Raw genomic sequence first — 18,784 nt, forward strand, 5'->3', positions numbered from 1 at the left:
AATTCATTACTTTATGGCCAATCACAGCGATCAGCGTCCTGACCCCGATGTCTTGCTTGCCCACGTGCAGGAGCAGGAAAGGCGTGCCAGCCGCGGTCGCCTGCGTATCTATTTCGGTGCATCAGCCGGTGTGGGCAAAACCTATGCCATGTTGACTGCCGCCCGCAAGCTGATCGCAGAAGGCCATGAAGTACTGATAGGCGTCATAGAAACCCATGGCCGTGATGAAACCGCAGCCCTGCTGGATGGGCTGGAGGTCTTGCCGCCGCGTGCCATTGCCTATCGTGACAAGACACTCACAGAATTTGATATCGACACGGCGCTGCAACGCCGCCCTGCCCTGATACTGATGGATGAACTGGCACATTCCAATGCTGCCGGTTCACGCCATCCGAAACGCTGGCAGGATGTGGATGAATTGCTGGCGGCCGGTATCGATGTGTTCACCACGGTGAATGTCCAGCATCTGGAAAGCCTGAATGATGTGGTGGGCGGCATCACCGGCATACGTGTGGCCGAGACCTTGCCCGACAAGGTATTTGATGAAGCCGATGAAGTGGTGCTGGTGGATATACCCGCTGACGAATTGCTGGCCAGGCTGAAATCAGGCCGGGTCTACAAAATGCAGCAGGCCGAACGCGCAGCCCAGAATTTTTTCCGCAAGGGGAACCTGATCGCCTTGCGCGAGCTGGCCCTGCGCCGTACCGCAGATCGCATAGAAGATGATGTACAGGCCTATCGCATAGAAAAATCCATAGGTGCGATCTGGAAGACCGATGCTGCCCTGCTGGCTTGCGTCGGGCCACAGGCAGAATCCGGCCATCTGGTACGCAGTGCGGCCCGCCTGGCCAGCCAGATGAATGCCGAATGGCATGCCGTGTATGTGGAAACACCACAACTGCAACGCCTGCCGTCGGCACAGCGCGAACGTATCCTGAAAAATCTGAAGCTGGCGCAAGACCTGGGGGCCAGCACAGCGGTGCTGACAGGCAAGGACATCGCCCAGGCTATCGTCGATTATGCCCATAGCCATAATTTTTCACGCATCGTACTGGGTCGCCAGCAGCAACACAAATGGCATTTGCAATGGCATCGTGCCTCCCAACTGCAACGCATTGCCGCGTATGCGCCAGACCTGGATCTGATCGAGGTGGGCCAGGCCGCTAACGCCGTTGCCGAATCTGCCAGCAGCAAGGACACCACGTCGCCGCGTCCTGCCGAGTACGCCAGCCCGCGTGTACCGCCGCGCAACTGGCGCTATGGGTTTGCGGCACTGGCCAGCATATTTACCGGTCTCATCGCCACGCCCCTGATTGATGTATTCAATCTGGTCAATATCGCGATGCTGTTCCTGTTGACGGTAGTACTGGTGGCCGTGCGTTTCGGGCGTGGCCCGTCGGTGGTGGCGACAGTCATCGGTATTGCCGTATTTGATTTCTTTTTTGTACCGCCACGTTTTTCTTTTGCTGTCAGTGATCTGCAATACCTGATGACCTTTGTCGTCATGCTGGTGGTTGGTTTGATTACCGGGCACCTGACTGCTGACTTGCGCTATCAGGCGCGGGTGGCTTCACACCGTGAATCCCGTGCTCGTGCATTGTATGAATTTGCGCGTGATCTGTCTGGTGTGCTGCTGGCAGAACAGATTTCCGAAACCACGCAAGTCATCATACAAAGAGCGTTCCGGGCGCAGGCGACCTTGTTGCTGCCAGATGAAAACGGACGCCTGCAAGCACCAGCCACGAGCGTGCCTGGTCTTGACATAGGCATTGCACAATGGGCCTTTGACAAGGTGGAAGCGGCAGGCATAGGTACCGACACTCTGCCCGCTGGCAATTTCTTTTATCTGCCGCTGGTGGCGCCCATGCGCACGCGTGGTTTGCTAGCCATACAGCCGGAAAGCCGGCGCTGGATCATGATCCCCGAGCAAAGACAGCAACTGGATACCTTTGCCGCCCTGGCCGCGATTGCGCTGGAACGCGTGCACTATATTGAAGTGGCGCAAAATGCCCTGATCCATATGGAATCGGAACGCCTGCGCAATTCCCTGCTGGCGGCGCTGTCGCATGATTTGCGTACACCGCTGACGTCACTGGTCGGTATATCAGAATCACTGGCAATGTCGAAACCGGCACTGGCGGACACACAATTGAAAATGGCCCAGGCCCTGCGTGATGAAACCCTGCGCATGAGCGCCCTGGTCACCAATCTGCTGGATATGGCGAGAATAGAAAGCGGTGAAGTCAGGTTGAATCTGCAATGGCAACCGTTTGAAGAAGTGGTGGGCAGTGCCTTGCGTATCTGTGCCTTCCAGTTGCAGCAGCACAGGGTGGAAACCCGGCTGGACCGCGATTTGCCACTGATCAGTTTTGATGCGGTATTGATAGAACGCGTCTTGTGCAATCTGCTGGAAAACGCGACCAAATATACGCCACCAGCATCCCTGATCACGATTGCGGCCCAGGCCAGTGGCGACCTGCTGGAAGTCCGTGTCTATGACAACGGCCCCGGCTTGCCAGTCGGCCGTGAAGAAGCCGTATTTGAAAAATTTACCCGTGGTGAACGTGAATCTGCCTTGCCGGGTGTGGGCCTGGGCCTGGCAATTTGCCGCGCCATCGTCAGCGCCCATGGCGGCAGCATGGGCGCTGGTCATTCACCTGATGGCGGTGCCTGCATCGTATTCAGTTTACCACTGGGTACCCCACCGGCCCTGCCAGAGCTTGAACCTGAACCTGAAGAACAGAACCTGATCGCAGCATCATGACACCCAGCCTTTTAAGTACCCTTGCAAGTACACCCACTGCCCTGCTGGTGGAAGACGAACCACAAATCCGCCGCTTTGTCCGTAGTGCCCTTGAAGACGAAGAATGGCAGGTCTTCGAATCTGCCACCCTGCAACGCGGGCTGGTCGATGCCGGTACCCGCCAGCCTGACCTGATCGTGCTTGATCTGGGTTTGCCGGACGGTGACGGCCTCAACTTTATCCGCGACGTGCGCAAATGGTCCAGCGTACCCATCATCGTTTTGTCTGCCCGTGTCAGTGAGCAAGACAAGATCAAGGCACTCGATGCTGGTGCCGATGATTACCTGAGCAAACCTTTCGGTGTCGGTGAGTTGCTGGCACGGGTGCGTGCCACTTTCAGGCGCCAACGTCAGCCCGGCATCAGCCTTGATGGCGTGCTGCAGTTTGGTGATGTCAAGGTCGATATGAAAGCACGCCTGGTGACCAAGGCCGGGCAAATGGTGAAACTGACACCGACAGAATTCAGGCTATTGATGGTGCTGGTCACCCATGTCGGACGGGTTGTCACCAACCCGCAATTATTACGTGAGGTATGGGGCCCCAGCCATGCCGAAAATGGACATTATCTGCGTATTTATATGGGCCACTTGCGCCACAAGCTGGAAGACGATCCCGCGCAACCGCGCTATTTGCTGACGGAGACAGCCATAGGCTATCGACTCCTTTTGCCAAACTAAAAACTGATAAAGCGGCTTGAATACTCGGCAACACGTTTTTTTGCCGGAGGGATTTTTGCGCCCGAAATTTTGTATAGGCATGAATTTTAACGTGACTGATGTCATCAACACCCCCCGATGTAGTCGGGTGACATCAGCACCAACCAGGACGAAGCGTCCTTAATAGTGAGAGGAAGTAATATGAAGAAATTGATCATGGCAGCCGCTATCAGCAGCGTATTTTTTACCGGCATCGCCGCTGCCGAAGATGCCAAGCCTGACAATGAAGTCAGTTTCAATGCCGCCATCACATCCGATTATCGCTATCGCGGTATTTCCCAAACCCGCTTGCAGCCAGCCTTGCAAGGCGGGGCCGATTACACCCATAATCCCAGCGGTTTTTATGCAGGCGCTTGGGCGTCCAGTATCAAATGGACCAAGGATGCCGGTGGCGGTGGCGATGTGGAAATCGACCTGTATGCCGGCAAGCGCGGCGAAATCAGCAAGGATGTCAGCTATGACGTCGGTGTGCTGACGTATGTCTATCCATCGAATGGCCTGGCAGTCAGTGCCAACACCACGGAAATTTATGGACAATTATCCTACGGCCCTGCGTATGCCAAGTATTCGCATTCAGTTACCAACCTGTTCGGCTTTGCCGACAGCAAGAATAGCGGCTACCTGGACCTGGGTGCGAATATCGATATCAGCAACATCAGCAGCGGTCTGACCCTGAATCTGCATGCCGGTCATCAACAGGTGAAAAACACGGGCGCCGCCAGTTATACCGACTGGAAACTGGGTGTCAGCAAGGACTTCGGTGTACTTACGGCGTCCCTGGCAGTCATAGGAACCAATGCCAGTGAAGTCGCCTACGCATCACCAGCGAATGGCAAGTTCCTGGGCAAGACGGCTGTGGTGGTGGCAATCAGTAAAACTTTCTGATAAGCCTGCTCTTTTTTCGGCCTGAAGCCACGAATCGCAATGATTCAGGCTTCAGGCCGTCCAGGTTTTTGTTCAGGTGTCTGATGTGTTCAGATGGATTGTAGGGCAGCAGGTAGAAAGATGCTTTTGTAGATACTGGCAAGAGCCAGATCGGCAGATGTATTCGCCAACAGGAAACGCACATCGTGCAATTGTCGCGCCAGTTTGTTGACCAGATCCTGTCCAGTCTTGCTGTTGATGTCATCAAGTATGAACAGCACGGGTAGTGATTGATTTTTCTCTCTTGCCGCACGAATACATTGCATCATTCTGGTGTGCCGGTCGCGCTTCCACAATGCGGTCTGTATATAAAAAACCAGCATGTGGCTTTCGGCCAGCAGATGCAGGGCGACATCTGTATGCGCCTGCTGTAGTTCCAGGATGACATCGCAGGTGGATTGCCTGGCAATCGCCAGTTCAGCCATCAAGGCCTCACTGTTTACCGTGCGGCTAGTAGCGGCGATTTTCATTTCTCTGGTCTGCCACATCCGATTTTCTGCGGGGTTTTTGTATTGATTAGCCTGCTTGTCCGGCATGCATTGCGTCAGCAATAATACATTCCTGCCCGCCAGCGCGCGACGTTGTGCGATGGCAGCAGCAAGGCCGCCGTATTGGCTGGCGTATTGACTGGTATGCAAACTGGCACCACAGGCAGAAACCAGGCTTAACAGCATGCTGTATCCCTGTCACACATATTTATGTCAGCAATTGCTGACGTATCCCCATCAGGATATGGTGTACGGCAATGGCTGCCAGCACAAAAGCGCAGAAATGCCTGGCTGCCGTGGCAGCTACGGCAAAGCGGTAACGATATGGCGATCCTTGCATGAGGCTGCTGATCCCTGCCAGCACCATAGCCGTGCAGATGGCGCCAGCCAATGCCGTGAATATTTCCAGTATCTCCGTTGCCTGCATCATCGCCAGACATAACAGGCAGGCAAGCACGACGGTGGCCATGATATAGCGGCACAGCTTGCACTTGCGTGACAGCATGTGCAACGCCAGCAGCAACAAGCCCAGGCCGGCAAATAACTGCATGGCGGGCATCAAACCTAGCAGGTGCAACAGAGCCATACCAGCCAGTGCCGACAGGCTTGTCGCCAGCAAGCGGCCGCAACCAGTGACAACACTTGCCGGTACTGCCTGAGCAAGGCTATTCAGTACCAGCAGCAAGGTCATAAACAAGGGAAACATGGGCTAAGCAGGCAAATTTCAATGTGTGGCAAACACGGCACCAAATAATTCCTGCATGCCTGCTACCGCCAGATGATCGGCAGGCAGATATTCGCTGATCGACAAACCATCGCGATAGGCCAGCTGTAGCGCATAACCGGAATGAATGACCCTGGCAAATAACTGGGCAGATTTGAATTTTTGCGAAAAATTGCGCACTAGCGCTATTTTTTCGGGCGAAGGCTGGATGTGGACAGAACTCATCACCACCATAATGCGCAAACCGGGGTTGAATGCACATGCCTTTTCCACACGCTGCAACAGTTCTTCTTCGTGCAGTTGATCCAGTTGATCCAGATCAACCGCGATCACCGCTACATGGGCGGCCAGTAAGGCTGAGCGGCTGCCCATGCAATCGCGGGACGCACTGTCGATGACGATATCCTGGTAGTGGCAACGCAAATTCTCCAGTTCGGGCTGCAGGCCCTTGCCGCTGATTTTTCTGGCAGTGATGGGAACAGTATGGCCGTTATTGCGTCTTTCACAGCTCCATTTCAGCGAAGCAAGCTGGGGATCATTGTCCAGCAAGATGACCTTGTGGCCTGCGAGTGTTCTCAGGGCTGCCAGGTTGTCAGCAAGAATGGATTTGGCCGCGCCACCGGCGCCGTCGGCAATGGTGATGATCATGGTATGTGATGGAATAAGATAAATTTATGATTGCCGCATTCAGCTCAGCAATTTCAGCAGGGCGTGTCCGGTATGGTCCGTGGCCATCGAATGGCGTGGACCTTGTCCTGATACCTGTGTCAGGCTGTCAAGTACATCTGCCAGCTTCGTTTTGCCAGCCAGCGACATCGGTGTCATTGGCAAGCGCAGTTCGTCATGGATGTAACCCTGCAAGGCCAGTGCGGCCTTGACCGGTGCCGGATTGGGTTCTGAAAACAGCAGGCGTATCAAGGGCAGCAATTGTTCGAACAAGAGCTTGGCTTCCGCATAACGGGCGGCACGCATCAGTTCATACAGGGCCACGAACAGATCTGGTCGCACGTGGGCAGCGGCAGAAATGGCACCATGTCCACCCAAACCGAGGGCGTCAAACAGCAGAGCGTCATCGCCACACAATACCTTCAGGCCAGTGCAGTTGATCAGGCCGGACAATTGTGTGGCAAGGCCGGCAGATTCCTTGATGGCGACGATATTGCCGTGTCTTTGCAAGGAGATGCAGGTACCCAGATCAATATTTACGCCAGTGCGGGCGGGAATGTTATACAGCACCAGTGCCTTGTCGGTTGCCGTGGCAAGAGCTTCAAAATGCCGGCGTATGCCTTCTTGTGCCGGACGTACATAGGCCGGTGCACTGGCCAGGAAACCCGTCAGGCGCGGGTCGTCATAGCGGCGGATTTTTTCTGTCAGTACGGAGGTATCGCTGCCACCCATGCCCATTAGCACCGGGCAGGTATTTTTTGTCACTTCCAGTATGGCAGCCAGCATGTGTGCCTGTTCATATTCGCTCAGGCAGGCGGCTTCACCTGTCGTGCCGCAGACCACCAGGCCATGTACGCCAGCCAGTATCAATTGCTGGGCCAGCAGTTGTGCTTGTTCATAGTCGGGTTCACCCTGCCGGAAAGGCGTGACGAGGGGAACCCAGATGCCTTCAAATTGGGACATGATAGTTTGAAAAAATAGTTGAAAAGATGCTTGAGCAGATAGCTCAAGTTAAATTCAGACCGGTAACAACGGCGTGATCTTGCCGAACTCTGCCTTGGGCAGGGCGCGTATGATATGGCTGATGATGGTGTCCACGGACGATTTTCTCAGACACAGCCAGACCTTCATCTTGCTGGCATGGTCGACCGGTTTGACCCGCATGAAAAGCACCAGGTCACCGCAGTTCCTGAGTATCAGATGACGCAGTTCCGTGATGGCAGCGGCATCAACGGTAATGCGCATGATGAAATCATCCTGCTTCAATACAGGCGCCTTGCGATAACTGATGATGGGCATGGCTGAGCTGTCTTGCCTGCGCTCATTACCATCTTCGAACAGAAACTTTTCTCGCTTGGATGTCTGCAAGGCATCGGTAAAATCTTCATTCAGGTAACGATAGCGAGTTGACGACGACACCCTGGTATGCTGGTTCATGGATAATCTCTGGCTGTTTGACACAGTTCAAGATTAGCAGTTGAGGTATAAAGATTCTCTAAAAAGCAGGGCCTGCGTCGTAAACGCCGCGTAAATTTTACTGACCATACAAAAGAAAAACCCCCGTGACCGCATGGCAGCACGGGGGGCATCTGGTGCAATTTGCTTAATACAGCCAGAGCTTGTCTGCATCCAGTTGCAGGTAATACTCACCCTGATCGAGCTTGTAGGGTGAATAGGCACGCAAGCCGTCTTCTGCGTGACCAAACAGGCATTCCCAGCGGTCACCCAGGTACATGCAGGTGGTCAGTGGCAATTTGATGGCGTTTTCTGTCTGACTGTCGGCGATTTTTACTTTTTCCAGGCGGATGATGGCAGTTACTTCTTCGCCCAGGTTTTTACCGCGTACAGTGGCTTTCAACTGTGTGCCCCTGACCTGTATCGTGGCGCTGTCGCCGTCGCGTTGTACGACTTTACCTTTGAGCTTGTTATTGCTGCCCATGAATTCGGCAGTGAACAGGGTGTTCGGTGTTTCATACATGCTTTGTGGCGTGCCCTGCTGTTCAATCACGCCGTTGTTCAGCAACAGGATGCGGTCTGAAATTGCCATCGCTTCACCCTGATCATGCGTCACCATCAGGGCTGACAGGTTCAGCCTGACGATCAGTTCACGCAGGAAGGCACGGGCTTCTTCACGCAGCTTGGCATCCAGGTTCGACAGTGGCTCATCCAGCAGTATGACAGGTGGGTTGTACACCAGTGCACGGGCGATGGCGACACGCTGTTGCTGGCCACCGGACAACTGGTGCGGGAAACGTTCGCCCAGATGACCCAGGCCCAGCTGGCCCAGCACATCCTTGACCTTGGCAGCGATATCGGTGGTATTCATCTTGCGCAACTTCAGGCCATAGGCCACATTGTCAAACACGGTTTTGTGTGGCCACAGCGCATATGACTGGAACACCAGCCCCAGGTTGCGCTGTTCGGCAGATACTTCCAGCCCTTTGGCGCCATCAAAAATGGCACGTTCGCCAATGGTGATGGTGCCGGTCTTGGGTGATTCCAAGCCGGCTACCGCACGCAGCAAGGTAGTTTTGCCGCTACCCGAAGGGCCCAGCAGGGCGACCACTTCGCCGCGCTGCAAGTTCATGGATACGCCTTTAAGAATGGGGTTGGCGGTCGCGCCGGAACCATATTCCAGGGTTAAATCTTGTACGCTCAGTTCAGACATAATGTTCTCTCGTTTTTATAGTGTGTCGCGTTGATGGATATCAGTTGGATAGCAGATACTGATCAGCAGATCAGTGGCTGAGCTTGACGCCAAAGCGCAATGCCAGACCCAGACCGATAGCGACCAGGGTGATATTGATGAAGGACAATGCCGCCACCAGATCCACCGAACCACCTGCCCATAATGATACGATCAATGCACCGATCACTTCTGTACCCGGCGACAGCAGATACACGCCGGTTGAATATTCACGTTCAAAAATCAGGAATACCATCAGCCAGGCACCCAGCAAACCATATTTGACCAGCGGCAGGGTGACATCACGTGTCACCTGGCCACGGCTGGCACCGACAGCGCGGGCGGCTTCTTCCAGTTCTGGCCCGACTTGCAGCAGGGCAGTGGAAATAAGGCGCAGGCCATACGCCATCCACACCACGGAATACGCAATCCAGACCGAGAAGATGGTGGAACGCAAGGCCCGCAATTGTGGGATGACATTCTCGATCAGCCAGATGCAGAAGGCATTGTCGAACCCTTTCAGACCACCTTCCAGCCAGCTTGGCACGAACAGGAATACCCAGAGAAAGGACAAACCGGCCAGCAAGCCAGGAATGGCACGCGGTACCAGCACGCTATAGTCCAGCAGACGGGTAATGCCATCCGGCTTGCGGTGCATGGCCAGGGCAATACCGGCATAGCAGATGACTGCCAGCGCACCACCGATGATGCCGATCAGCACGGTATTGAAAATGCCACGCATCAGCGAAGGCTGTTCCAGGATGTCGCGGAAATGCTGGAGCGTGATCACGTCAGCCAGTTTCACACCTTCACCCCAGTAAGACACAAAGGCACGCAGTACGATACCGGACAGTGGCAAGACGATGGTAAAGATCAGCCATGCTGCCAGTACGGCAAAGGCCAGCCATTTCCACTTGCCCAGTGGCAGCGGTTTCTGGCGTGAACCCTTGCCTTTGATCGATACGTATTTGTTGGCCGACTTCAGCAACCAGCGCTGCACCATGACCAGTGGCATGGTGACCGCAACCAGACAGACAGCCGCTGCCGCCATCAGGTGATACGACGGTGTACCCAGCTTATTGGTCAGCTTGTAGAGATAAGTTGCCAGCACCAGATGGCCTTCCGGATCGCCCAGCACCAGTACCAGACCGAAGACTTCAAAACCCAGGAAGAATACCAGCACGGCAGCAAAGGCAAGCGCCGGCATGATCATGGGCAGCGACACATGCAGCGCCACCTGGAAAGGCGATGCACCGGCGACCCGTGCTGCTTCTTCCACGTCCGAGCCCAGGCTTTTCAGCGCGGCAGATGAATACAGGTAGACGTGCGGCACATGCGTCAGACCGGCAATCATGACGATGCTGAAGAAGGAATAGATATTCCATGGTTCGACACCGGTCAGCTGCTTGACCCACAAGGTGTAGAAACCAACCGGGCCCATCGACACCACATAACCGAAACCCATCACCATGGGTGACACAAAAATCGGTACCAGCAGCATGGGTTCTATCCAGCTGCGTCCCGGCAAATCAGTACGTATCATCAGGAAGGCCAGCAAGGCGCCCATGGGAACGGCGATGCCAGCCAGGCCGGAGGCCAGGATCAGGCCATTCCAGAACGCCTGACGAAAATCAGGATCATCAAAAATGAAACGATAGGAATCCAGTCCCAGTTCTTTTACCGGCGAAAAGAAGGGGGCATTCAAAAAACTCTGGAACAGTATCAGTGACAGTGGCGTAAAAATCGCCAGCAGTGTCAGCGTCACGACCAGGCCACGTGGCCAGTTCAGTTGTGACCATCTGCCACGCGGAGGTAGACTCAGGGTGCTCATGCTTGGCCCAATATCAAGGGTTGAGATTCAGTCGATTGCAAAAAAAGACAGTGTGGAAAAAAGGCCCACAGGAAGAACAGGCTAGCACGGCGCAATGGATAACATGCGCCGTGCCCTCAGGCTTATTTCTTGCCTGCGGTTTCTTTCCATTGTTTCAGGAAAGCGAGGCGTTTGGTTTGATCCAGGTATTGCAGCAACATCGGGTTGACTGGCAAAGGCTTGAGGCCGATACCGATCAGTTTTGCCAGGTCAGAATAGGTGGTTTCACCCTTGACGTCGGCACGTATCGCATACAGCTTGGCTTCATTCGCAATCATGGTCTGGCCGCGTTTGGACAGGGTGTAATCCAGCCATAGTTTGGCTGCATTCGGATGCTTGGCGGCCTTGCTGATGAACATCACGCGTGACAGTACCAGTGTGTAATCTTTAGGGATCTGCACACCGATGGATGGGTCTTTGGCCGCACGTACCAGGGCGTATGAACCAAGGATGTTGTAGCCCAGCAGGTTTTCGCCGGAAGACAGACGTTCCAGCATGGTGCCGGTAGATGACTGCACGCGAACGCTTGCATTACCGAAGGCTTTGGCCAGTTCCCAGAAATCCTTGTTTTCACGGCTGTCCTGGGTAATGAACATGAAACCTACGCCAGATTTTTCGATGTCGTACGTAGTGACCTTGTTCTTGAATTTATCCAGCTTGCTGTTGATGAGCTTGGCAAATTCGGCATGGGTTTTTGGTACCTCATCGGCTGACACCAGACGTTTGTTATAAACAAAAACCGCTGGTTCAAATGTGGTGCCGTAGGCCGAATTATTCCAGATCGCCCATTGCGGTATACCGCTGATTTCTGGTGATGCATATACCAGGCCATAACCATCGGAAACCAGCTTGGTTTGCAAATCCATGGCAGATGACCACATCAGGTCGGCACTGTTGCCGCCAGCAGCCATTTCAGAAATATAGCGGTTATAGACTTCGGTGGAATTCATGTCATTGTATTCGACCTGCACATCCGGATACATGGTGCGGAAATCCTTGATCAGCGGTTCTACGGCCTTGGTATCGGTGGCGCTATAGATGACCAGCTTGCCTTCTTTTTTTGCGCCATCGACGATCTTGCTGTAGTCAGCCGGATAGCCAGCCGGCGCCTGGGCCTGGGCATTCAGCATCATGATGCTGCCGACGGCCAGTGCCGCCACGCTCTTGACGAAGTAGTTTGTTGCTTTCATTTGTCTTCTCCTGTTTTTTTGTTTGAGATAAATACTGCCTGATCATTTGTTACCATGCTGCGCCAGCTGAGACCTTGGCCTTAGCTTAGTCTTAACGCACCATGCCAAATTCTTTTGCCTGCAGGCGGTAATTGCTGACCGCCTTGTTGATGTAATCGGTCAGTTCCTTGCCGGTCATGGCGAAGGGAAACAGCCCGTGGATTTTTCTTTGTTCTTCAAATGCCGGTGTGTTCATGGCCTGCTGGAAATGTGTGACCCATTTCTGGTAGTCCGTTTCGCTGACCTGCGGCCCCATATACACACCGCGAATAATCGGCCAGGTGACATCAAAGCCCTGCTCGCGGGCAGTCGGTACATTTGACAGCGGACCTGGCAGGCGTGCATCGGATAACACCGCCAGCACGCGTATCTTGCCGTCGCGCGCATGCAGGCTGGCTTCAGAAGCATCGCCGGATACGGCCTGCACATGGTCAGCCAGCAAGGCGGTAAATGATTCACCGCCGCCTTCAAAGGCGACCAGGCGCATGGTTTTTGAATCGATGCCTACCTGTTTGCCGATTTGCGCCATCTTCAGCCAATCCTGGCTGCCGACTGTTCCACCAGCACCGATGGCGATCTGGGAAGGCTTGCTTTTGATGGCATCCATCAGTTCGCGCAGGTTTTTGTAGGGAGAATCCTTGCGTACCGCGATCATGCCGTAGTCAGTACCTATGGCGGCGACCCAGCGCACATTGCTGGCCTCGGATTTACCGAATTTGCCTTCGGCCAGGTTCAGCAGCGAACCGCCAGAATAGGCAACCAGGGTATTGGCTTCGGCTTTTCTTTGCGAAATGATGGTGGTCCAGGCGATGGCACCGACGCCACCAGGCAGATAATTGATCTGCATCTGATGGTCGGCAGAGGTAGTCTGGGCCAGCTTGCAGGTCAGGTCCATGCCGCCACCGGGTTTGGCCGGTACCAGGCAGATGGCCTGGTCAGGGCTGACCTGACTGACCGATGGGCGTGCAGCGGCCACGGGAAGACTGACAAGCAGGCTTGTCAGTATCAGTGCCAGATGGTTGCGCCGCAGTTGCATGATGAGACCATGTTTGATTGATTGCATGGATCATACCGAAATGAATCTTTCAGTACGCTTTCACCTGTCAGGGTGTGGTTTCAGCGCAATATTCAGCGCTATATTTAAGGCAATGTTCAACGCAAGGTTCAACGTAATGTTCAACGCAAAATCGCACCGTTTTTACCTACGATGGTCAGTTCCACGAAATGCGAGCCATCGTGATCCTTGGCACTGTAGCTGACCTGCACACCGCCCAGATCAACCTGACGCATGTTTTCCAGTGCCTGCGTCAGTTTTTGCGTATCAGGGCGGTTGCCAGCCCGGCGCAGTGCTTCCACCATTAATTTTGCAGCAACAAAGCCTTCGAGTACAGCATAGGACAAGGGCGGCGGATTTTTAATGGATTTCAGGACTTTTTGCAGCTCACGCACCACAGGAATACCAAAATCACGCGGATAGGGCATCACCTGCATGACACCGATGCCACGTCCGTCATCACCCAGCGATTTAAAGAATTCATCCGAATTGACGTTGGACAGCATTAAAAAGCGTGGTTTTTGCCCTGTTTTCTGCATTTGCTTGATAAAGTCGGCACAGGCTGAAGGGGTACAGGCCATCAGGATAGCCTGTGGTGTGGTGGCGGCGATTTGTGCTACCGCAGCATCCAGTTTCATGTCCTTCCTGTCATATTTGGCGATGACAGCGGCTTGTAGCTTGCGTTCGCCCAGCTTGCTGACAAATCCGTTCAGGCCGTCTTTACCAAAGCTGTCGTCCTGATGCAGGATGGCGATCTTGCTGATGTGCAGGTCTGCGAGTGAATCCACCATTTTGGCGGCTTCATCACGGTAGCTGGCGCGCAGATTAAAGACATGAGGCTGTAGCGGCTGATGCAGGCTCAGGGCCCCGGAAAATGGCGCGATCAGTGGGATACGGTATTTTTCCAGCAGCGGCAGTGCGGCTTCTATAGTGGGTGTGCTGCGGTAGCCGAACAGGGCGATGACATGATCGTCATTGATCAGTTTCAGGGTGTTTTCTTTGGTTTTGACAGGGTCACGCTGGTCATCATAGCTGATCAGCTCGATGTTCTTGCCATTCACACCACCCTGCTTGTTGATCCAGTCAAAATACAGCAACGCACCTTCACGGTTTTCCCTGCCGGTGGCTTGTCCGGATAATTCTACGGACTGTCCCAGCAGGATTTTCCCTTCTGCCCAGGCAGTAGCGTGCAGGGCAAGGTAAACCAGCAGGGCGAACCCCAGGCGTAAGTGGTGCATGACAGTCTCCGTTATTTTTGTATTTCAGTTTTATGGCGAAGCTTAAAGCGCGTGAGCTTTCACTTTGCTTGCAATCAGCTTGCAATGAGCTTGCAATGAGCAGGGAATATATTGGAGGCTTCAGGAATTTCTTCTTAACAAGAAATGAGTGTACAAAAGAAAATGCAGAGGTGCCTGATGACAACAGCAACATCACCAGACAGGCGATAAACCAGTTAACATAAGCGGGCATGTGCACTGTCAGGTGGATATACAATATTGGCAAGTGCAAGCAATTACAAGCAAGTGTAAGTACAAACATGGCAAGCACGCTACCCGGCAATCGGGTTTTCCTGATTGGCTGCGCGGTCTGGCGGCATCGATAACAATGGTAAATTATGCGCATCCTGTTGGTTGAAGATCACATCGAACTGTCGCACTGGCTGGCCAAGGCTTTGCGCGATGCCCATCTGACGGTGGAGACGGCGCATAACGGGGCCGATGCCGACGCCTTGCTGCATACGCAGGAATACGCGCTGGTGATACTCGACCTCAGTCTGCCAAAAATGGATGGGCTGGAAGTATTGAAACGCATGCGTGCCCGTGGCAACAAGGCACCGGTACTGATACTGACAGCGCGTGGTGGTTTGAATGACCGCGTGCATGGATTGAATTCCGGCGCCGATGATTACCTGCCCAAACCGTTTGAACTGGCCGAACTGGAAGCACGGGTCAAGGCCCTGCTGCGCCGCGCGCAGGGCAATGAAGCCGTGACCCTGACTTGCGGTGCCCTCAGCTTTGATACGGTCACCCGTCAGTTTCATTATGACGCCCAGGCGCTGTCACTGACGCCGCGTGAATATGCAGTGCTGGAAGCCCTGATCAGTCGCCCCGGCCAGGCGGTATCCAAGGACAAGTTGTTTGATGAAGTGTTTGCCCTGGATGACGATGCAAATCTGGATGCCATAGAAATTTATATCCATCGCCTGCGCAAGAAGCTCGATGGTGTCAGTGCCGGTAAAGTGGTGATCGTGACCCTGCGTGGCATAGGCTATTTGCTGGAAGCGCGCTGATGTCATCGCCAGAACGCCTTGGCAGCCTGCGTGGCCAGTTTTTACGCTGGCTGCTGATACCTCTGGTGTTGCTGGTCGCCCTGAATGCTTTTTCGGTGTACCGCAATGCGCTGGATGCGGCTGATCTGGCGTATGACCGTTCCTTGCTGTCGTCTGCCCGGGCGCTGGCAGAAAGAGTCGAGATCGTGGATGGCAAGGTGGTCGCCAATGTGCCCTATGTGGCACTCGACAGTTTTGAAACCGATACCCTCGGGCGGCTGTATTACAAGGTTACCGGCGTCAATGGCGAATTTGTATCCGGCTATGAAGATTTGCCTGACTTGCCAAAAAATGTGCCGCGTTCGGAAATCTATCCGGCACTGGTCCATTTTTTCCATGCCGATTATCAGGATCAGGCAGTGCGTATCGCAGCCCTGCACCAGCCTGTGTATGACGACCAGATGCGCGGTATCGCCCTGATCGAGGTTGGTGAGACCCTGGATGCCCGCCGTGGCCTGTCACGCAAGATATTGATCGACACCCTGCTGCGCCAGGCCACGCTGGTGCTGGCCGTGGCGCTGATGGTGTGGGTTGCCCTGCGTTTCGTGCTGGCACCTATCATGCAGTTGCGTGCCGATGTCGAAGCGCGTGAGCCTACCGATCTGTCAGATTTTGACCCCAGTGTGGTGCACAAGGAAATTCGCCCTCTGGTGAATGCCATGAATGGTTATATGGCACGGCTGCAAACCCTGATCAATGGCCAGAAGCGTTTCATCGCCGATGCCTCGCACCAGTTACGTACCCCGCTTACGGTCCTGAAAACCCAGGCTGAACTGGCCCTGCGCGAAAATGACCCGGTCGCCATGCGCCAGATCGTGCAAAGCATTGCCCAGACCACGGATGCCACTGTCCATCTGGCAAACCGCCTGCTGACGCTGGCACGTACCGGCCATGGAGCCGCCGCTGCCGAACTGGAAGACCTGTCACTCAATCAAATGGCGCGTCAGGTTTGCCTGGAACTGGCGATGCCCGCCGTGCGCAAGCAGATCGACCTGGCGCTGGAAGCGGATGACGATGTGCCTTTCAGGGGCCAGGCTTTGCTGCTGCATGAAATGCTAAGCAACCTGCTCGACAATGCCATCCGCTATACGCCGGAACAGGGACGTATCGTCCTAAGGGTTTATTTGCAGGATGAACAGGCGATGATAGAAATTGAAGACAGCGGGCCAGGCATCCCCGCATCAGAACGTGAAAAAGTGTTTGAACCTTTTTACCGTGCAGCCAGCAGCAGTGTGCTGAACCCCGGCGGCACCGGCCTGGGTTTATGCATCGTGCATGACATTGTCAAGCTGCATGGGGGCGACATTGTCCTTTGGGATGCGCACGAAGATGCGGATACGGGTAATCAGGCCGGTGCAGATGAAGCGTCTGTTGCTGGCGAAGATAAAAATACACTTGGTGGCCTGCGTGTTCATATCCGTTTTCCGCGCCACGCCTGAATGGTGTTACGATACTCCGTAGAGTATGCAGGCCCTGATCATTTCGGGCATCAATCATTATCCCACTATAGCGAAGGAGCATGATCGTGGCAGATACGCCCCCACTGAAAATAGTCCAGGGTACGGCCTTGAATGATCAGCAAAAGAAAGATCTGTTGCATCGCCTGGCACGTGTTGAAGGCCAGTTGCGCGGCGTGCAAAAACTGATCGCCAAGGCAGCCGTACCAGAGGATTGCGAAGCGGTAGCCCAGCAGATGTCGGCCGCACGCAAGGCACTGGACCGTTCATTTGTGACTTTCCTCACCAGTGCCGTGGTCACGCATGCAGAAAAAGCCGATACCACGGAAGAAGCTATCGCCAGCACCCGCCGCCTGGCTTCCCTGCTGGAAAAATTTGCCTGAAGCATTGCCCGCAACAAAATGAGATCTTTATCGAGATCTTTGTCGAGGTCATTATGTGCGTGTTGACATCATCAAGCAGTTTTTACCGGTCTTGTTGCGCTCTGCGCAGGAACATGTTGTTGCTTGCGGCGTTGTCCCTTTTGCCTTTAGCGCCAGTCTTGCAGGCAGCAGAAGCAAGTAATGCCAATAAGTCGCTGGTGTTGTTGATTCGGGAATTGCGTAATGAAGAGGGTGATCTGGTTCCCATACGCGAAGAAATCCGCCAGTTGCTCAACTATTTTGAACGTGAATTGCACATACGTTTTGAAATCCATCACTATCCCTGGTTACGTCTTCTGAATAATGCCAAAAATGGTGAAGGTATCGTGTTCGGCTTATCCAAAAATCGTGAACGCCTGGCGACCTTCCGTTTTTCTGAAACTATCTATGCGCATTATGTATGGCTGGTCACACGTAGCGATGCCAGTTTTGTCTTCAATAGTATGCAGGATCTTAAAGGCAAGACAGTGGGTGTGGTCCGGGGTGCCAGTTATGGCGATGAATTTGACAGCCTGCGTAATGTCCTGTTTCAGGTGGAGGAAGATGTCAGCTCGCATGGCGCACGCCTGAAAAAACTGCTGAACAAAAGAATGGATGTCATGGTCTTTGGTGACCGCCGTTCACAACCTGAAGAAGTGAAACAGTTTTTGATCGACCTGTTACGCAATGAAACCAGTTCTGCGGAAACAGCCATGGAGCAGAGTTTCAAGGTATTGCCCAAACCGCTGATGGTAGATGACCTGCATTTCGCCGCCATGTCACCTCAGTATGATGAGTGGATACAGAAACTGAACCTGGCCATACTCGCTGGAAGAAAATCAGGTGAAATCAATCGCCTGTTGTTGCGGGATAAATGAGGTATTGATCAACGATTTTCAGAAATAGAAAGTGAATGTGCAAATTTCCATGTTTGAAAATATTTCCCGCAATCTTCCAGGCAATGCAAATTGGAAGGGCAGTTTTTATGAGCAGCTAACTGAATGCGGGATATGGGATAAACATGCTTTCTGGATGTTGCATAAGGATCTTGTCCTGGCCGCAGATAAATTAAAAAACCTGAGTTCAGTGGATAAGGAATTGGCCTCAGCAATAGTCAGGCTACAGTCGAATGTTGATCGCTTGTTTGCTGCGCATTTTAATAAGAATGATGTTTTTAAAATCGTCAACCTGAGTACGGACGATATGTATGCATTGAAAGAAAGATTTGATATGGCAGTGATCGGTGTTTTTTCAGGAGCAGTGCCTCCTGAGGACGCATTTGAACTGGCCAACCCGCTGCTGTGATACCAGTGTCAATGATTTTTGCCCAGGGCATGTCGTTTGCCAATACTTTAAGTTCCCGCTGGAGCTGATAGCGACTATGGGTGCACCAGAATTGTGCTGCCCATACGCTATTCATCAGACCTGATTTCGGCA

18 protein-coding genes are annotated in these 18,784 nt (G+C 53.7%); 8 read left to right on the top strand and 10 right to left on the bottom strand.

Going from position 1 to position 18,784, the window contains the following annotated elements:
• Window positions 1-13 precede the first annotated feature (13 nt).
• From kdpD to ACO0LK_RS23925, 3 genes are all read left to right on the top strand, one after another.
• On the top strand, window positions 14-2,764 hold the full coding sequence (kdpD, locus tag ACO0LK_RS23915) for a two-component system sensor histidine kinase KdpD (protein ID WP_422979549.1): 2,751 nt from the start codon (window positions 14-16) through the stop codon (window positions 2,762-2,764).
• Window positions 2,761-3,480 carry a two-component system response regulator KdpE gene (kdpE, locus tag ACO0LK_RS23920; RefSeq protein WP_422979551.1) on the top strand — a complete coding sequence of 240 codons (720 nt, stop codon included), beginning with the start codon at window positions 2,761-2,763 and terminating at the stop codon, window positions 3,478-3,480. The genes kdpD and kdpE overlap by 4 nt, the downstream gene beginning before the upstream one ends.
• A 180-nt stretch (window positions 3,481-3,660) precedes the next feature.
• Window positions 3,661-4,404: a TorF family putative porin gene (locus tag ACO0LK_RS23925; RefSeq protein WP_422979553.1), complete on the top strand. Its 744-nt coding sequence runs from the start codon at window positions 3,661-3,663 to the stop codon at window positions 4,402-4,404.
• A gap of 89 nt (window positions 4,405-4,493) precedes the next feature.
• Here the strand turns inward: ACO0LK_RS23925 and ACO0LK_RS23930 are convergent, their stop codons facing one another.
• The 10 genes from ACO0LK_RS23930 to ACO0LK_RS23975 all read right to left on the bottom strand — a co-directional run bounded on the left by ACO0LK_RS23930 (window position 4,494) and on the right by ACO0LK_RS23975 (window position 14,398).
• On the bottom strand, window positions 4,494-5,117 hold the full coding sequence (locus ACO0LK_RS23930; RefSeq protein ID WP_422979555.1) for a hypothetical protein: 624 nt from the start codon (window positions 5,115-5,117) through the stop codon (window positions 4,494-4,496).
• A gap of 22 nt (window positions 5,118-5,139) precedes the next feature.
• Entirely contained in the window at window positions 5,140-5,637 is a 498-nt protein-coding gene (locus tag ACO0LK_RS23935) for a hypothetical protein (protein WP_422979557.1), read from the bottom strand.
• Between the two features lie 18 nt (window positions 5,638-5,655).
• Window positions 5,656-6,303 carry a hypothetical protein gene (locus tag ACO0LK_RS23940; RefSeq protein ID WP_422979559.1) on the bottom strand — a complete coding sequence of 216 codons (648 nt, stop codon included), beginning with the start codon at window positions 6,301-6,303 and terminating at the stop codon, window positions 5,656-5,658.
• Between the two features lie 39 nt (window positions 6,304-6,342).
• A complete protein-coding gene (gene dapA / locus ACO0LK_RS23945; RefSeq protein WP_422979561.1) occupies window positions 6,343-7,284 on the bottom strand; it encodes a 4-hydroxy-tetrahydrodipicolinate synthase in 942 nt (313 codons plus the stop codon).
• 54 nt (window positions 7,285-7,338) lie between these two features.
• On the bottom strand, window positions 7,339-7,758 hold the full coding sequence (locus ACO0LK_RS23950; RefSeq protein WP_422979563.1) for a hypothetical protein: 420 nt from the start codon (window positions 7,756-7,758) through the stop codon (window positions 7,339-7,341).
• Window positions 7,759-7,924: 166 nt separating this feature from the next.
• Window positions 7,925-8,989 (bottom strand): ABC transporter ATP-binding protein, encoded by a 1,065-nt coding sequence (locus ACO0LK_RS23955; RefSeq protein ID WP_422979565.1) that lies wholly within the window; start codon window positions 8,987-8,989, stop codon window positions 7,925-7,927.
• A gap of 70 nt (window positions 8,990-9,059) precedes the next feature.
• Complete coding sequence (locus ACO0LK_RS23960; RefSeq protein WP_422979567.1) at window positions 9,060-10,838, bottom strand: ABC transporter permease; 1,779 nt, start codon at window positions 10,836-10,838, stop codon at window positions 9,060-9,062.
• A gap of 122 nt (window positions 10,839-10,960) precedes the next feature.
• Window positions 10,961-12,010: an ABC transporter substrate-binding protein gene (locus tag ACO0LK_RS23965; RefSeq protein ID WP_422979636.1), complete on the bottom strand. Its 1,050-nt coding sequence runs from the start codon at window positions 12,008-12,010 to the stop codon at window positions 10,961-10,963.
• A gap of 148 nt (window positions 12,011-12,158) precedes the next feature.
• A complete protein-coding gene (locus ACO0LK_RS23970) occupies window positions 12,159-13,169 on the bottom strand; it encodes a Bug family tripartite tricarboxylate transporter substrate binding protein (protein ID WP_422979569.1) in 1,011 nt (336 codons plus the stop codon).
• A 113-nt stretch (window positions 13,170-13,282) separates the two neighbouring features.
• Window positions 13,283-14,398 carry an ABC transporter substrate-binding protein gene (locus tag ACO0LK_RS23975; protein ID WP_422979571.1) on the bottom strand — a complete coding sequence of 372 codons (1,116 nt, stop codon included), beginning with the start codon at window positions 14,396-14,398 and terminating at the stop codon, window positions 13,283-13,285.
• Between the two features lie 377 nt (window positions 14,399-14,775).
• Between ACO0LK_RS23975 and ACO0LK_RS23980 the strand changes: the two genes are divergently transcribed.
• From ACO0LK_RS23980 to ACO0LK_RS24000, 5 genes are all read left to right on the top strand, one after another.
• Window positions 14,776-15,450: a response regulator gene (locus tag ACO0LK_RS23980; RefSeq protein WP_422979573.1), complete on the top strand. Its 675-nt coding sequence runs from the start codon at window positions 14,776-14,778 to the stop codon at window positions 15,448-15,450.
• Window positions 15,450-16,928: a sensor histidine kinase gene (locus ACO0LK_RS23985; RefSeq protein ID WP_422979575.1), complete on the top strand. Its 1,479-nt coding sequence runs from the start codon at window positions 15,450-15,452 to the stop codon at window positions 16,926-16,928. Before ACO0LK_RS23980 ends, ACO0LK_RS23985 begins: the two co-directional genes overlap by 1 nt.
• A gap of 80 nt (window positions 16,929-17,008) precedes the next feature.
• Window positions 17,009-17,329 (top strand): metal-sensing transcriptional repressor, encoded by a 321-nt coding sequence (locus ACO0LK_RS23990; protein ID WP_422979577.1) that lies wholly within the window; start codon window positions 17,009-17,011, stop codon window positions 17,327-17,329.
• Between the two features lie 140 nt (window positions 17,330-17,469).
• A complete protein-coding gene (locus ACO0LK_RS23995; RefSeq protein WP_422979579.1) occupies window positions 17,470-18,225 on the top strand; it encodes a substrate-binding periplasmic protein in 756 nt (251 codons plus the stop codon).
• A 49-nt stretch (window positions 18,226-18,274) separates the two neighbouring features.
• The gene (locus ACO0LK_RS24000; RefSeq protein ID WP_422979581.1) at window positions 18,275-18,652 is read left to right on the top strand and encodes a hypothetical protein; all 378 of its coding nucleotides are present in this window, start codon (window positions 18,275-18,277) and stop codon (window positions 18,650-18,652) included.
• Window positions 18,653-18,784: the final 132 nt, after the last annotated feature.

The organism is Undibacterium sp. Ji49W (assembly GCF_049340205.1).
In the GTDB taxonomy this organism is placed as follows: Bacteria; Pseudomonadota; Gammaproteobacteria; order Burkholderiales; family Burkholderiaceae_D; genus Undibacterium.

Bases quoted from the DNA above. Each gene is read 5' to 3' on its own strand.
- ACO0LK_RS23975 (WP_422979571.1), bottom strand. From the start codon at position 14,398: ATGCACCACTTACGCCTGGGGTTCGCCCTGCTGGTTTACCTTGCCCTG.
- ACO0LK_RS23990 (WP_422979577.1), top strand. From the start codon at position 17,009: ATGATCGTGGCAGATACGCCCCCACTGAAAATAGTCCAGGGTACGGCC.
- ACO0LK_RS23955 (WP_422979565.1), bottom strand. From the start codon at position 8,989: ATGTCTGAACTGAGCGTACAAGATTTAACCCTGGAATATGGTTCCGGC.
- dapA (WP_422979561.1), bottom strand. From the start codon at position 7,284: ATGTCCCAATTTGAAGGCATCTGGGTTCCCCTCGTCACGCCTTTCCGG.
- ACO0LK_RS23950 (WP_422979563.1), bottom strand. From the start codon at position 7,758: ATGAACCAGCATACCAGGGTGTCGTCGTCAACTCGCTATCGTTACCTG.
- ACO0LK_RS23970 (WP_422979569.1), bottom strand. From the start codon at position 13,169: ATGCAATCAATCAAACATGGTCTCATCATGCAACTGCGGCGCAACCAT.
- ACO0LK_RS23940 (WP_422979559.1), bottom strand. From the start codon at position 6,303: ATGATCATCACCATTGCCGACGGCGCCGGTGGCGCGGCCAAATCCATT.
- ACO0LK_RS23925 (WP_422979553.1), top strand. From the start codon at position 3,661: ATGAAGAAATTGATCATGGCAGCCGCTATCAGCAGCGTATTTTTTACC.
- ACO0LK_RS23935 (WP_422979557.1), bottom strand. From the start codon at position 5,637: ATGTTTCCCTTGTTTATGACCTTGCTGCTGGTACTGAATAGCCTTGCT.
- ACO0LK_RS23985 (WP_422979575.1), top strand. From the start codon at position 15,450: ATGTCATCGCCAGAACGCCTTGGCAGCCTGCGTGGCCAGTTTTTACGC.
- kdpD (WP_422979549.1), top strand. From the start codon at position 14: ATGGCCAATCACAGCGATCAGCGTCCTGACCCCGATGTCTTGCTTGCC.
- ACO0LK_RS23980 (WP_422979573.1), top strand. From the start codon at position 14,776: ATGCGCATCCTGTTGGTTGAAGATCACATCGAACTGTCGCACTGGCTG.
- kdpE (WP_422979551.1), top strand. From the start codon at position 2,761: ATGACACCCAGCCTTTTAAGTACCCTTGCAAGTACACCCACTGCCCTG.
- ACO0LK_RS23965 (WP_422979636.1), bottom strand. From the start codon at position 12,010: ATGATGCTGAATGCCCAGGCCCAGGCGCCGGCTGGCTATCCGGCTGAC.
- ACO0LK_RS23930 (WP_422979555.1), bottom strand. From the start codon at position 5,117: ATGCTGTTAAGCCTGGTTTCTGCCTGTGGTGCCAGTTTGCATACCAGT.
- ACO0LK_RS24000 (WP_422979581.1), top strand. From the start codon at position 18,275: ATGTTTGAAAATATTTCCCGCAATCTTCCAGGCAATGCAAATTGGAAG.
- ACO0LK_RS23960 (WP_422979567.1), bottom strand. From the start codon at position 10,838: ATGAGCACCCTGAGTCTACCTCCGCGTGGCAGATGGTCACAACTGAAC.